General features: G+C 31.7%; 15 protein-coding genes. All 15 read left to right on the top strand.

All coding sequences use genetic code 11. The annotated features are described in order from the left end of the window. Window positions 1-39 precede the first annotated feature (39 nt). Window positions 40-1,164, top strand: a complete 1,125-nt coding sequence (gene hemW / locus G9F71_RS17550) for a radical SAM family heme chaperone HemW (RefSeq protein ID WP_164949093.1) — start codon at window positions 40-42, stop codon at window positions 1,162-1,164. 254 nt (window positions 1,165-1,418) lie between these two features. After that, the gene (hrcA, locus tag G9F71_RS17545; RefSeq protein WP_124998183.1) at window positions 1,419-2,465 is read left to right on the top strand and encodes a heat-inducible transcriptional repressor HrcA; all 1,047 of its coding nucleotides are present in this window, start codon (window positions 1,419-1,421) and stop codon (window positions 2,463-2,465) included. Between the two features lie 50 nt (window positions 2,466-2,515). Next, a complete protein-coding gene (gene grpE, locus G9F71_RS17540; protein ID WP_224626460.1) occupies window positions 2,516-3,163 on the top strand; it encodes a nucleotide exchange factor GrpE in 648 nt (215 codons plus the stop codon). 78 nt (window positions 3,164-3,241) lie between these two features. Continuing rightward, on the top strand, window positions 3,242-5,092 hold the full coding sequence (gene dnaK, locus G9F71_RS17535) for a molecular chaperone DnaK (RefSeq protein WP_164949092.1): 1,851 nt from the start codon (window positions 3,242-3,244) through the stop codon (window positions 5,090-5,092). Window positions 5,093-5,279: 187 nt separating this feature from the next. Continuing rightward, window positions 5,280-6,398 carry a molecular chaperone DnaJ gene (gene dnaJ / locus G9F71_RS17530; protein WP_124998181.1) on the top strand — a complete coding sequence of 373 codons (1,119 nt, stop codon included), beginning with the start codon at window positions 5,280-5,282 and terminating at the stop codon, window positions 6,396-6,398. 128 nt (window positions 6,399-6,526) lie between these two features. Beyond that, window positions 6,527-7,477 (top strand): 50S ribosomal protein L11 methyltransferase, encoded by a 951-nt coding sequence (prmA, locus tag G9F71_RS17525; RefSeq protein WP_164949091.1) that lies wholly within the window; start codon window positions 6,527-6,529, stop codon window positions 7,475-7,477. A gap of 53 nt (window positions 7,478-7,530) precedes the next feature. After that, a complete protein-coding gene (locus G9F71_RS17520; RefSeq protein WP_164949090.1) occupies window positions 7,531-8,286 on the top strand; it encodes a 16S rRNA (uracil(1498)-N(3))-methyltransferase in 756 nt (251 codons plus the stop codon). Next, the gene (mtaB, locus tag G9F71_RS17515) at window positions 8,283-9,593 is read left to right on the top strand and encodes a tRNA (N(6)-L-threonylcarbamoyladenosine(37)-C(2))-methylthiotransferase MtaB (protein WP_164949089.1); all 1,311 of its coding nucleotides are present in this window, start codon (window positions 8,283-8,285) and stop codon (window positions 9,591-9,593) included. Before G9F71_RS17520 ends, mtaB begins: the two co-directional genes overlap by 4 nt. Before the next feature lie 82 nt (window positions 9,594-9,675). Further along, window positions 9,676-10,020 carry a histidine triad nucleotide-binding protein gene (locus G9F71_RS17510; protein ID WP_164949088.1) on the top strand — a complete coding sequence of 115 codons (345 nt, stop codon included), beginning with the start codon at window positions 9,676-9,678 and terminating at the stop codon, window positions 10,018-10,020. A 242-nt stretch (window positions 10,021-10,262) separates the two neighbouring features. Next, window positions 10,263-10,439, top strand: coding sequence for a 30S ribosomal protein S21 (rpsU, locus tag G9F71_RS17505; protein ID WP_124998347.1), 177 nt, complete (start codon window positions 10,263-10,265; stop codon window positions 10,437-10,439). A 6-nt stretch (window positions 10,440-10,445) separates the two neighbouring features. Further along, window positions 10,446-10,598: a GatB/YqeY domain-containing protein gene (locus G9F71_RS17500; RefSeq protein WP_124998176.1), complete on the top strand. Its 153-nt coding sequence runs from the start codon at window positions 10,446-10,448 to the stop codon at window positions 10,596-10,598. Window positions 10,599-10,779: 181 nt separating this feature from the next. Further along, the gene (yqfC, locus tag G9F71_RS17495) at window positions 10,780-11,064 is read left to right on the top strand and encodes a sporulation protein YqfC (RefSeq protein ID WP_164949087.1); all 285 of its coding nucleotides are present in this window, start codon (window positions 10,780-10,782) and stop codon (window positions 11,062-11,064) included. Next, window positions 11,048-12,178 carry a sporulation protein YqfD gene (gene yqfD / locus G9F71_RS17490; RefSeq protein ID WP_164949086.1) on the top strand — a complete coding sequence of 377 codons (1,131 nt, stop codon included), beginning with the start codon at window positions 11,048-11,050 and terminating at the stop codon, window positions 12,176-12,178. Before yqfC ends, yqfD begins: the two co-directional genes overlap by 17 nt. 87 nt (window positions 12,179-12,265) lie before the next feature. Next, window positions 12,266-14,362, top strand: coding sequence for an HD family phosphohydrolase (locus G9F71_RS17485; protein ID WP_164949085.1), 2,097 nt, complete (start codon window positions 12,266-12,268; stop codon window positions 14,360-14,362). Next, window positions 14,359-14,859: an rRNA maturation RNase YbeY gene (gene ybeY / locus G9F71_RS17480; RefSeq protein ID WP_164949084.1), complete on the top strand. Its 501-nt coding sequence runs from the start codon at window positions 14,359-14,361 to the stop codon at window positions 14,857-14,859. The genes G9F71_RS17485 and ybeY overlap by 4 nt, the downstream gene beginning before the upstream one ends. Window positions 14,860-14,892: the final 33 nt, after the last annotated feature.

Here is a 14,892-nt window from a genome sequence, read left to right as displayed (position 1 = left end):
TCAATTTTCAATTTTAAAAATGGAAAGAGGGCTTAAACTATGAAAAATGTGGCGTTATATATACATATTCCATTTTGCATGCAAAAGTGTTTATATTGTGATTTTCCGTCTTTTGCAGGTAAAGAGGAACATATGCTCCATTACTGCGCAGCTCTCGCAAAAGAAATAAGTAGTATAAAAAATAAGAAAATAAAAACTATATTTATAGGTGGGGGTACTCCCACCTATTTATCTTTAGAGGGCTGGGAAATAATAAAAGAAAGTATTGATAGATTGGATACTACGGGTGGGTTAGAATTTACGGTTGAAGGAAATCCAGGAACATTTACAATGGAAAAATTAGAATTTTTTAAAAAAATGGGGGTAAACAGGCTCAGTATTGGGCTTCAAGCATTTCAAGACTCACTTTTAAAAAGTCTTGGGAGAATTCATACTGTAGAAGATTTTAAACAAAGTTTTGAAATGGCTAGGAAACTAGGGTTTAATAACATTAATGTAGATTTAATGTTTGGTTTGCCCAGTCAAACCTTTTCGCAGTGGCAAGAGACTTTGAAAAATGTTACGGAGCTTAAGCCAGAACATTTATCTTGCTATAGTTTAATAGTAGAAGAGGGAACTGCTTTTTATAAAAAATTCAAGCAGGGTACATTAAATCTCCCTGATGAGGAAATAGATCGAGCTATGTACCATGAAACAATAGAATATTTAAGTGGAAAAGGGTATATTCAATATGAAATTTCAAATTTTGCAAAAGACAAAATGGCCTGTAGGCATAATTTAGTATATTGGGAAATGGAGGAGTATATTGGTTGTGGGTCTGCTTCTCATTCATATATTGATGGTTTTAGGTATAGAAATGATGAAAATGTAGAAGCTTATATGGAGAAAATAAATGCTTCTGGCAGTGCAATAGTAGAAAAAAAGAAAAATTCCACTAAAGACGACATGGAAGAGTTTATGTTTATGGGGCTTAGAAAGATTATGGGCATAAGCAAAAGTCAATTTCAAAAAAGATTTAATATTGATATACACAGTGTTTATGAGGTGGTAATAAATAAATATACAAGCAATGGGTTTATGGTGGAAAATGATGATAATATTTTTTTAACATATGAAGGTATTGAAGTGTCTAATGTAATTATGTCAGAATTTCTTCTATCATAGCCTTGCATATATTTAAAATTAATTATATTAACAGAGCTATAATAAAAAAATAAGTTTAAATCAAATAGGAAACTTTATGAAGTTGCTTAGAAATCAAAGAAAAATGGAGCATATTAAATATAAACCCTTGCAATGAGTATAAAATGGCTATATTTAAAATTGAGCGTTATTGACAAATACAATGGTAAATGATATTTTTAATACATACTCGTTAGCACTCAATGGTAGTGAGTGCTAATAAAAGAGGTGATATTATGGAAATGGATGAAAGAAAAATTAAAATACTTCAGGCTATAATTACAGATTATATAAGTAATGGTGAGCCTGTAGGGTCCAGAACCATAGCTAAAAAGTATGATTTAGGTATTAGTTCAGCTACTATAAGAAATGAAATGTCAGATTTGGAAGAAATGGGATATATAGAGCAGCTCCATACCTCCTCTGGTAGGAAACCATCGGATAAGGGGTATAGGTTATATGTTGATAGGCTTATGCAAATTACAGAATTATCAACTGAGGAGCAATATATGATTAAGCATCACCTTATTAATGTTGCACTATATGAGGTTGATAAAATTGTTAAACAAGCAACACTAATGCTTTCGCATCTTACAAATCTTACATCTATAGTTAAGGCACCTTCTGTTCAAAAGAGTTGTATAAAGTATATTCAGTTAATGAATCTAGATGCGGGAAGTGTCTTGTTTGTAATTATTACTGACAGCGGTATAATCAAAAATAATGTTATTAAGGTTAGTAAACCTATTAATGGTGCTACTATAGAAAAACTCACCCAAATACTTAATTTTAGATTAGGTAAGCTTACAATTGAACAAATAAATTTAGAAGTCATTAACAATTTAAAAAGCAATTTAGCTTCTTATGAAGAAATTTTTGATGGTATTATTCCAGCTTTATATGATAGTTTGTCTGGAGTCGAAACTTCAGAAATATATATTCAGGGTGCTGCAAATATATTTAATTACTCAGAATACAACGATATTGTTAAAGCACGTGAATTTTTAATTTTAGTAGACAACAAAGAGAGTATAAATAGTTTACTAAATGCTAAGGACATTACTGGTAATATTACAATTAAAATTGGTGGTGAAAATTTCGTTGAGTGTGCTAGGGAATGCAGTATTATAACCGCAGTTTATAGTGCCTCGGGAACACCTCTTGGATCTATTGGTGTTATAGGGCCAACAAGAATACCCTATGGAAAAGTTATATCTGTTTTAACTGAAATAGTTAAAGAATTAAATGACAATATAGCTCAAATTTATGACGATCATAGATAAAATTTTGAATTAAAAGATTTACTTTGAGCCGGAAATGGAGGAGTAGTTGAGTGCATACAAATAATAGTAAAAACGAAAAGATTTTAAAAGAAGAAAAAATGCCTTTTGAGGATTCAAGTTTAGCAGATGAAATTGAACTTGAAGAAACTCAGAGCAATACAGAAGAATCAGAGGAAGCTGAAATAGTAGAAGAAGTAGAACCTATAGAACTTCTAGAAAGTGAAAAAGAAAAAGATATGAATAAAAAGATGAAAAAACTACAAGAAGAAAATACAAAACTCGAGAATGAGATTATTGATTTTAAAGATAAGTTTTTGAGAACAATGGCTGAATATGAGAATTTTAGAAAAAGAACAGTCAAAGAGAAAGAGGGCATATACACTGATGCCTGCACAGATGTTTTAAAAGAAGTTCTACCAGTACTTGATAACTTAGAAAGAGCACTTTCTGTTGAAGGATGTGGCGAGGATTTAAGAACAGGTGTAGAAATGACAGTAAGACAATTCAATGATGCTTTTAGTAAATTAGGAGTTGAAGAATTACCCCCAGAAGGAGAGTTTGACCCGAATTTTCACAATGCAGTGATGCATATTGAAGATGAACAGTATGGGACTAACCAAATAGTTGAAGTATTTCAAAAGGGGTATAAAAGAGCAAACAAGGTGTTAAGACATAGTATGGTTAAAGTTGCAAATTAAAGCTTTATATTATAAAAGATATAAAAAACTAGCAGTTATAATGCTATAAACTAAAAGGAATACAAGGAGGAAATAATAATGGGAAAAATTATAGGAATAGATTTAGGTACAACAAATTCATGTGTAGCAGTAATGGAGGGTGGAGAACCAGTTGTAATTTCTAATTCAGAAGGTGCAAGAACTACACCATCTGTAGTTTCATTTCAAGCTAATGGAGAAAGACTAGTAGGTCAAGTAGCTAAAAGACAAGCAATTACAAATCCAGATAGAACAATAATGTCAATTAAAAGAGAAATGGGTACTGATCATAAAATAGATGTTGATGGAAAATCACATACACCACAAGAGATTTCAGCTTATGTTCTTCAAAAAATCAAAGCTGATGCCGAAGCTTATTTAGGAGAAGCAGTTACAGAAGCTGTAATAACTGTACCAGCATATTTCAATGATAGTCAAAGACAAGCAACAAAAGACGCAGGAAAAATAGCTGGACTTGAAGTTAAGAGAATAATAAATGAGCCAACTGCAGCAGCTCTTGCTTATGGTTTAGATAAAATGGATGTTAATCAGAAAATATTAGTATATGATTTAGGTGGCGGTACATTTGATGTATCTATATTAGAACTTGGTGATGGTTTATTTGAAGTTAAATCAACTAATGGTAATACTAAACTTGGTGGAGATGATTTTGACCAAAAGGTAGTAAATTATATAGCTGAAACTTTTAAAGCTGATAATGCAATAGATTTAAGAAATGATAAAATGGCACTTCAAAGATTAAAAGAAGCTGCTGAAAAAGCAAAAATCGAATTGTCATCATCAATGCAAACAACAATTAACTTACCGTTTATTACTGCAGATGCAACAGGTCCAAAGCATATAGAGATGAATTTAACAAGAGCTAAATTTAATGAATTAACTCAAGATTTAGTTGATGGTACAATAGAGCCAATGAAAAAAGCTCTTGCAGATGCAGGTTTATCACTTAGCGAAATAGATAAAGTTGTGCTTGTAGGTGGTTCAACAAGAACACCAGCAGTTGTAGATGCAGTTAAAAACTTTACAGGAAAAGAACCTTCAAAGGGAGTAAATCCTGATGAATGTGTTGCTCTGGGTGCAGCAATACAAGCGGGAGTATTAAGTGGAGAAGTTAAAGATGTTTTACTTCTTGACGTAACTCCATTAACACTAGGAATTGAAACATTAGGTGGAATAGCTACTCCTTTAATTGAAAGAAATACTACAATTCCTGCTAAAAAAAGTCAAGTATTCTCAACAGCAGCAGATGGTCAAACATCAGTTGAAATTAACATTGTTCAAGGTGAAAGACAAATGGCTGCAGGAAATAAATCTTTAGGAAGAGTTACTCTTTCTGGAATAGCAGCAGCACCAAGAGGAATTCCACAAATAGAAGTTACTTTTGATATAGATGCTAATGGTATAGTTAATGTATCAGCTAAAGATAAAGGAACAGGAAAAGAAGCTAAAATAACAATTACAGCATCAACTAATTTAAGTGATTCTGAAATTGATGCAGCAGTAAAAGAAGCAGAAAAATTTGCTGAAGAAGATAAAGCAAGAAAAGAAGCAATTGAGATTAAAAATAATGCAGAGCAGTTAGTATATCAAACTGAAAAAAGTTTAACTGATCTAGGAGAAAAAGTTTCAGAAGAAGATAAAAAAGTTATTGGAGAGAAATTAGAAGCACTTAAAAAAGTTAAAGATGGAGAAGACACAGAAGCTATAAAGAAATCTACTGAAGAGCTAACTGAGGCTTTCTATGCAGTAACTACAAAAATATATCAAGCAGAAGCAGAGCAAGCTCAGGGTCAAGGAGCACAAGATCAAGAACCAGGCAACATGGGCGGAAATGCTGCGCATGATGACAATGTAGTGGATGCTGATTTTAAAGTAGAAGAAGATAAATAAACAGCAAAACCATTAAATTAAGGGTGGGGTAATTACCCTTCCCTTAATTTATTTTAAGTAAATTATATCAATAAGTGTAGAAAAACTATATAATAGAAATGTTGGCATAAAAAGATGTGCCATTGAATTATTTTAATTAATATTTTATATAAAAAAGCATATATATTTTAGGTGGTGTAAAAACAGCATGGCAAAAAAAGATTATTATGAGACCCTTGGCATTGAAAGAGGTGCTAGTGAAGAAGAAGTTAAGAAAGCCTTTAAAAAGGCTGCATTAAAATATCATCCAGATAGAAATCCAGACAATAAAGCAGCAGAAGATAAATTTAAAGAAGCGAATGAGGCATACCAAGTCTTATCTGATTCAGATAAAAGATCAAGATATGATCAATATGGTTCAGCTGATGCTGGAGCAGGCTTTGACGGTGGCTCTGATTTTTCAGGTTTTGGTGGTTTTGGAGATATATTTGGAGACATATTTGGAGGAGGATTCTCTTCAAGAAATCAAAATGGTCCTAAGAAAGGTGCGGATTTAGAATATAATTTAAATCTAAGCTTTGAGGAGGCTGTTTTTGGCGTTGAAAAAGAGGTATCCATTACAAAAAACGAAAAGTGTAATGATTGTGGTGGTAGTGGTGCTAAAGCTGGTACAACGCCTAAAACCTGCGATAAGTGTGGTGGAAATGGGCAGATAAAAGTTCAAAGAAATACTGCTTTTGGAAGCTTTGCTAGCATGAGCACTTGTGATAAGTGCGGAGGTCGTGGTCAAATAATTTCTGAACCATGTAAAACTTGTCATGGCGCTGGAAAAGAGAGAAAAAATAGAAAAATTAAGATTAATATTCCAGGTGGAGTTGATACTGGAAATGTTATGCCTTTAAGAGGGCAAGGAGAACCAGGTGAAAAAGGTGGTCCATCAGGAGACTTGTATATAAATATCAGAGTAGCTCCTCATAAAACTTTTAAAAGGAACGGAATTGATATTCATATAGAATCTCATATAAGCTTTGGATATGCAGCTATTGGAACTGAAATTAAAGTTCCAACTGTGGATGGGGACGTTAAATATAAAGTTCCAGCAGGCACACAATCTGGTACCGTGTTTAGACTTAAGGGTAAGGGTATACCTAGAGTTAATGGACATGGAAGAGGCGATGAATACGTAAAAGTCATTGTTGATATTCCTAAAACCTTGAATGATAAGCAAAAGGCAACCTTAAAACTCTTTATGGAAGCAAGTGGTGAGATTGTAGAGGGTTCCGAAGAAAATAAAAAGTCTTTTGTGGATAAAATGTTTGGCAAATAATAATAACAAAAAAACTTCGTTTTATAAAACGGAGTTTTTTATTATGATATTGTGTTAAAATATCAAAAATGATAAACTTGTGTAGATGAAAAATTGATAGCTACATACAGAGTAGCGAGGAGGATACAATGAATAAAGATTGGATTGAAGTAACTATAATAACAAGTAGTGAGGCAGTTGAGGCGGTATCTGCCATGTTATATAATACAGGTGTAAAAGGAGTTTCTATTTTGGATCCATTAGATATGATTTACAGGCGAGATCATACTACTGATTGGGACTATTTTGATGAAACTATTATAGATACAAATAGCGGAGTTGTAGTTAAGGGATACTATAAAAGAGATGAAAAATTTGAGGGTTACTTAGAAGAGATTAAAGCAGGAGTAAATAAATTGCCAGAGTTTGGACTAGACAAGGGTTTAGGAACTATTACTGCAACTGATGTAAAGGAACAAGATTGGGAAAATAATTGGAAACAGTATTATAAACCAATAAAGGTAGGAGAAAAAATAGTTATAAAACCTATATGGGAGAAGTACAATAAAAAACCTGGTGAAATAATTGTAGAGCTAGATCCAGGTATGGCTTTCGGAACTGGAACTCATGAGACTACTAGAATGTGTATAAAAGCGCTTGAGCGTCACGTAGGAGAAGAATCAGTTGTTTTTGATATAGGAACAGGGTCGGGTATATTATCTATTGCTGCAGCTAAGCTTGGGGCGAAAAAAACTATAGGGGTTGATTTGGACCCAGTAGCAGTAGATTCTGCTTCGCTGAATGTTAGTTACAACGATTTAAATAACATTGAGATAATATACGGAGACTTAATGGAAGTTATTAAAGGAAAGGCCAGCATTGTTATAGCTAATATAATGGCTGATATAATTATGTTCTTAACTGAGCAAGTTAAATCCTTTATAGTAGATGGTGGATATTTTATTTCCTCAGGAATAATCTTAAGTAAAAAAGATGAGGTAATAAATAAGTTAACCCAGTGTGGTTTTAAAATTGAAGAGATAAATATTGAGGGCGAATGGGTTTGTATAGTTGCAAGTTATAGTGAAATAACTATATAAGCATCTTAAAAATATATAAAGTTAAAGATGCCTGGCTGAGGAGAGAATAAATAATGCATAAATTTTTTGTGCCAAAGCAAAACATAGATGGCGATAATGCCATTATTGATGGCGAAGATGTAAAACATATATATAAAGTATTAAGACTTAAAATTGGTGATGTGGTAAGTGTAAATAATTGTGAAGGTAGTGAATATGTAGGGGAAATAATTTTAATAGATAAGAAATCAGTAACTATAAATCTATTAGAAAAAAGCTCTATAAATAATGAAAGTCCTATTGAAGTATATTTATTTCAGGGAATGCCTAAATCAACAAAAATGGACTTAATAGTTCAAAAAAATACGGAACTAGGGGTTAAGGCAATAACACCTATGATTTCGCAGCGAGTAGTAGTTAAAACTGAGCTTTGCGAATTCAAAAAGGTAGATAGATGGAATAGGATAGCACTTGAAGCTTGCAAGCAGTGCAAAAGAAGCTTGGTGCCTGAAATTAATGTGCCTATAGAATTTGATCACTTATTAGAAGAATTAAAGCATATGGATTTAGTGGTGGTTCCCTATGAAAATGAAGAAGGCTATGGCATAAAGAAATTAATGAAGGACATAGAAAAAAATACTATTGTTAAAGTTGGTATTGTCATAGGACCTGAGGGTGGATTTGAAGAAAGTGAAATTCAGAAACTTACAGAAATAGGAGCGAAAATCGTCACTTTGGGACCCAGAATACTTAGAACTGAGACTGCGGGTTTTACATGTTTAAGTTTGATAATGTATGAACTGGGAGATTTGGGAGGTGTTATAGAATGAAAGTTGCTTTTGCTACTTTAGGGTGCAGGGTAAATCAGTATGAGTCAGAAGCTATGGTAGAAAAATTTATTCGCGAAGGATATGAAGTGGCTGAGTTTCATGATTTTTCTGACGTATATGTTATTAATACTTGTACCGTTACTAATATGGGTGATAAAAAATCAAGACAGATGATAGGACGCGCTAGAAGATTAAATGAAAAAGCTATTATTGCAGTGGTGGGTTGTTATGCACAGATAGCCCCAGGCGAAGTAGCAAGCATTGAAGGCGTTGATGTAGTTTTAGGTAGCCGAAACAAAGGTGATATTGTTTATTGGGTAAATAGATCTCGCGAAGAGGAAAAGCAGGTAGTAGAGGTTAGTGATGTTCTAAAAAACAAGGTATTTGAGGACTTGAATATTAGTGAATATCAAGATAGAACTAGAGCTTTTGTGAAAATTCAAGATGGTTGTAATAGATTTTGTTCTTATTGCTTAATACCTTATGCAAGGGGAGCAGTATGTAGTAAAGCACCTGAGAAAATTATAGCAGAAGTTCATGAATTAGCCCAAAATGGCTTTAAAGAGATTCTTTTATCAGGTATACATATAGCATCTTTTGGATTAGATTTAGAAGACGGATGGAATTTAGTGAGGATTTTAGAGGAAGTGGATAAGGTACAAGGAATAGAGCGGATAAGAATAGGATCAATAGACCCAACCTTCTTTACAGAGGGCGTTATTGAAAAAATAATGTCATTTAAGAAGCTATGTCACCACTTTCATCTTTCACTTCAAAGCGGATGTGATCAGACTCTTAAAAGAATGAATAGACGTTATACAGCCCAGGAGTACAAAGCTGTAGTAGAAAGTTTGAGGCTAAATATAAAGGGCGCATCTATAACTACGGACGTAATTGTAGGTTTTCCTGGAGAGACGCAGGAAGAATTTAATGAAACCTATTCCTTTTTAAAAGACTTAGAATTATCAAAAATGCATATTTTTAAATATAGTCCTAGAAAGGGAACAAAAGCGGCGCAAATAAAAGAGCAGATTGATGGGAATATAAAAGAAGAGAGAAGCCATAAGCTTATTACACTTAACAATATGCTAGAAGAAAAGCATATAAATACCTTCCGTGGAAAATGTATGAATGTGTTATATGAGCAAAAATTCAAAAATAATGAAGATGAATATGAAGGTTATACTGACAACTATATAAAGGTTGTAGGGAAATGCTCTGAAAACATAGTAGGTGAATTTCATATGACTAAACTTATAGAAACTATGGGTGATTATATAATTGGACAAGTGCAAGACTTAGAATAATTACATAATGATAAATATATTTAGCAGGAGAATAAAACTTTATGTTGAATAGTATATTAATAGGATGATGGGAGGTGATTATGTGGAAGACTGTATATTTTGTAAAATCATAAAAAAGCAGATTCCTTGTCAAATGCTTTATGAAGATAATAAAGTTATAGCATTTAATGACATAAGTCCTCAGGCGCCCGTACACGTGATAATTATTCCGAAGGAACATATTGATGACTTAAATTGCTTAAAACAAGAGTCATCAGAATTAATAGGTCATATATTTATGGTTGCCAGGGAAATTGCTGGGACCTTAGGCATTGCTGAAGGTGGGTATAGGATTGTTAGTAATTGTGGGGAGCAAGGGGGTCAAACTGTTCACCATGTGCATTTTCATTTATTGGGGGGCAGAATGCTACAGTGGCCACCTGGTTAATAGGTAAATTCAAATAAATAACAAGGCAGTTGCCAGACTATTTATTTGAATGTCCAATATAACTAATTTTCTAAATGTTGAATTTTAATTAATATTATATATATAAATACATTATATATAACAAAATAGTAATGAAAATGTTGACATTATGTAAAATTGTGTTGTATAATAAAAACTGTGCTATTTAGGCCCCGCATTAGCTGTTTTTAAATTGAATTGAGCTAGCGGAGGGAGGGATAATGATGTCAGAAATTAAGGTTGGAGCAGACGAGTCCATTGAGAACGCTTTAAGAAGGTTTAAGAAAAAATGTGCAAGAAGTGGAGTGCTCGGAGAAGTAAGAAAAAGAGAGCACTATGAAAAGCCAAGTGTTAAAAAGAAATTAAAATCAGAAGCTGCAAGAAAGAGAAAATTCAAATAGAATTTTTTGAAACGGAAACAAGATAAAATTTTGTTAGAATACCTTCCTCAGCAGTTAAAGAAATTAGAAATTTTAGAGACATTCAGAGAAACAGTAGTAAAATTGGGAGCTAATAGCATGGAAAACTTGAGAAAAATTATGTTTGCCGAGTTGCCTTAAATTATGGGCAAAGCAAAAGGTAAACTTGCTTGTGAAATAGTAAAACAATATTTAAATAAATAAAAGACTTAGCTTTTGCTAAGTCTTTTTTTTGTTGTAAAAAATTATATAATTTAAAAATTGTAATTTCTTTTGTTTTTTTTTCATAAATTTAATATGAAGTACTTTATGAGGTGGGTATATGGAAAATAAATTTTTTAGAGCAAAGGAAACTATAGCTAATAAATTAGATTTGCCAAGAGATATCTTATTAGATTTGCCCAAAATAACTATTTTGGCTGATAATGAAATAAATATTGAAAACCATAAAGGTATAGTCATTTTTGAAGAAGAAGAAATAAAAATAAATTCCAACGTGGGGCCGATTTCTATATATGGAAATAGTTTTAAAATATTATTTATAGGAGGAAACACAATAACTTTAAGTGGCAACTTTAAATCTGTTGTGTATGAAGGTCATGAATAATCTGAAAAAATATAAAAAAGGAACTATCACAATGGAAATTGAATCATTTATGCCAGAAAAGTTTATAAATTTATTATGGAAAAATGGTATTGTGGCTAAAAATATAAAAAAGGTTAATATAACAACTTTAGTGCTTGAGGTCAAATTATGCGATTATGTTGAAATTAGCAAAGTGGCAAAAAAAACGGATACTAAAATTGTTATTATCGGAAGGAATGGATTATCATTTTTTTTAATGAAAATAAAAAGTAGGTCTGTGCTATTACTTGGAGTAATTTTGTTTGCATGCATAATATATTATTTATCTACATTTGTATGGAATATAGAAATTAGTACGGAAAATTATATAAGTCCATATGAATTACGTAATCAAATTAAAGGGTTTGGTGTTTCTAAGGGACTTAGAAAGAAGAATATAGATGTTTACGATATTGAAAATAAACTTTTAAGAAGTAACGATGAAATAATGTGGGTAAAAGCTAGAATTGAAGGCGTTAAGCTAAAAGTTGATGTGATAGAAAGACAATCACCACCTATTATAATTGTGGACAAAACTCCTTGTAATTTAATAGCGAGTAAAGATGGTATGATAGTTAGAGTATTTACCACGGAAGGTACAGCAGTTGTTAAAGAGGGAGATATGATACAAAAGGGTGATCTATTAGTTAAGGGTGAGCAGGGTAAAGAAGAAAGTGTATACGCTGTACATGCTCAGGGAGAAGTTATAGCAAAAACTTTTTACGAGGAGATAAAAGAAGTTCCATTATCCAGCACAGCAAGGATCAAAACAGGGAAAAGTATAAGTAATTCATACATTAAATTTGCTAATAAAAAAGTTTATCTCAAAAATAGCTTAATTCCCTATGGTAATTATGATAAAATAGAAAATAACAATAAGTTTATATATAAAGAAATCTATTATGAAGTTAAGGAAAAAAATGTACTTGCAGATCCTACTAAGGTATCAAAAGAAATTTATTATAATATTTTAAGAAATTTAGATAAAAATGTAAAGATTATAGATAAAATTGAAGATGTAAAAAAAGAGAAAGATAAGTATTTCATAAAAGTATTAGTTATTGCAGAAGAAAATATTGCTTCAGAAGGAAAATAATAATTCAAAGGAAAATGAAAAATAATATTTTTTAGAGCACTTGCGAAGAAAAGGTGGGGTTGACATATTAAAAATATTAGAGAACTTATGACGGTTAATAAAGCAAAGCCATATTTAATTTTTATAATTACTGCAGTTATTATGTATTCAATTTTAGTAACAGCATTAGTTCCTAAAAAGTATACACTAAATGTTGGAGATATTGCAAAAATGGATATAAAAGCTCCTAGAGAAGTTGAAAATGAAGTATCTACAGAAATCAGTAAAACTAAGGCTATAGAAGGGGTAGAGAAAAAAACAATTAAAGTTCCAATGAATGGGAAAGCTATAGAAAAATTTAGGAAGTTATTTTTAGCAGTAAGCAAGTTAAATGTGGCGAATTCAACTAAGAATACCAATGGGGCCACACCTGAAAAAGCATTAACAGAAAAAGAAAAAATAGCTTCACTCAAGGAAAGTAATCCAATTACTGATTTTACCTATGAAAATTATCAGGTACTAATAAATTTAGACCCCAAAAAGGCTGTTGAATTAGAAAAATTTCTTAAAGAAACAATGATCACCCTTGATGCTTCATTTATAATAAATGAAGATAAGCCAGAAGAAATTGTAATGGCAAAGGGACTTATTGCTACAGCATTTAACGACTCGAATTTTACAAAGGATATAAGAGAAATAGGAATGGCTATTGCAAATGTAGAAGTTCGTGCGAATACAACTTATGATAAAGAAAAAACAGAGATTTTAATAGAAGCAGCAAGGAAAAGCGTTAAACCTGTCATGATTAAGAAGGATCAAATCATTGTAAGTGAAGGAGCTCCAATAACCGTTGAACAAAAGGCACTGCTTGATGCACTAGGACTACTGGATAATACAACTAATTTTGAATGGTCCTTATATTTAAGTTTAGCGGGGCTAGTATGTTTAGTAATCCTACTTCAATGGTTTTATTTATATAAGTATCAACCAGAAATATTTAAGGATGTAAAAAAATTAATTATGCTTAATATTCTTAGTATAATAGCTATATTACTTGCTAAAATACTAGGTATAATTTCACTGTATGTAATTCCACTAGCATGTATACCTATGATCATGGCTATTTTAATTAATGATGAAGTATCCATAGGATTAAATATTCTTAATTGTATTCTAATTAGCGTTGCAGTTAATTTTAATTTTGAAATTACAGTATTAGCTGTGCTAAACTCTATTACTGGGGTTATGTTACTCAAGAAAATGCAAGAAAGAAATGATATATTATATTCGGCTATATATATTGCAATGATAAACTTGGCTCTTTATCTTTCTATGGGTTTTTTACTAAGCAATAGTATAGTTGATGTTTTAAAAAAAGCTGGGATGGTTTCTTTTGCAAGTTTTATATCTGGAGTACTTACTATTGGGTTTTTACCGTTTTTCGAAAGCTTTTTTGATATAGTGACTACGGTGAAACTTTTGGAACTCTCAAACCCCAATCACCCCCTTTTAAAAAGATTGCTTTTAGAAGCCCCAGGAACTTATCATCATTCTGTACTAGTAGCTAACCTTTCAGAGGTTGCAGCAGAAGCAGTTGGTGCTAATCCTGTGCTGGCGAGAGTTTCCGCCTATTATCATGATATTGGTAAGATAAAGAGACCCTATTTTTTCAAAGAAAATCAATTGGGAAATGATAATCCTCATGATAAGATAACACCTAATCTAAGTACACTTATAATAATTTCACATGTGAAGGATGGAATAGATCTTGCAAAAGAGCATAAAATACCTATGGCGATTCAAGATATTATACAGCAACATCATGGTACTACTTTAGTTAAATATTTTTATGTAACTATGAAAAATTCTAGTGATAATCCAGATGAAATTAAGGAAGAGGACTTTAGATATCAGGGACCAAATCCTGAAAGTCGTGAAGCTGCAATTATAATGCTATCTGATGCAGTGGAAGCAGCTGTAAGATCAATTCCAAATCATACAAAAAATAAAATTGAGGAAATGGTTAATAACATAATAAAAGGCAGACTTAATGATGGACAATTAGATAATTGTGATTTAACGCTAAAAGATTTAGAAAAAATACGAAAAGCGTTTTTAAAAGTGTTTTCAGGAATATACCATGAGCGAATAGAATATCCCTTGGATAAATGGGAAAAAGACAATAAAGGAGTAAAAGAAGTATGATTTTTATAGATAATAGGCAGAATAACATAGCGGTTACTCAGGAACTGGAAATTGTTATAAAAGATGTCATTGAATATACCCTTAAAGAGGAAAAACTTTTTATAGATAATGAGGTAAGCGTTATATTAATTGACAACGAAGAGATTAAAAAAATAAATTCAAAAAATCGTGGCATAGATAAAATAACGGATGTGCTATCCTTTCCAATGCTGGATTACCCCCAAAACAAAGTGTTTAAAGATGTGTATATAGATTATAAATTTGACCAAAGTGATTTAAATGATGAAAGGTTAGTAATTGGGGATGTGGCCTTATCATTAGAAAAAGCTAAAGAGCAAAGTGAAGAATTTGGGCATTCCTTTGTTCGCGAATGCGCATATCTTACAGTGCATTCAATTTTACATTTGTTAGGATATGATCACATGGAAGAAGATGAAAAAAATATTATGAGAAAAAGAGAAGAAGAAATATTGAGTAATTTCAAAATATCTAGATAGAGCATATTAATAACTATTAAAAATGACATGGTG

Origin of the sequence: Clostridium sp. FP2 (assembly GCF_011065955.2) — a bacterium.
Lineage (GTDB): Bacteria > Bacillota > Clostridia > Clostridiales > Clostridiaceae > Clostridium_AD > Clostridium_AD tagluense.
Note: the sequence above shows the minus strand (reverse complement) of the source record. Positions and strands in the feature narration are given on the sequence as shown.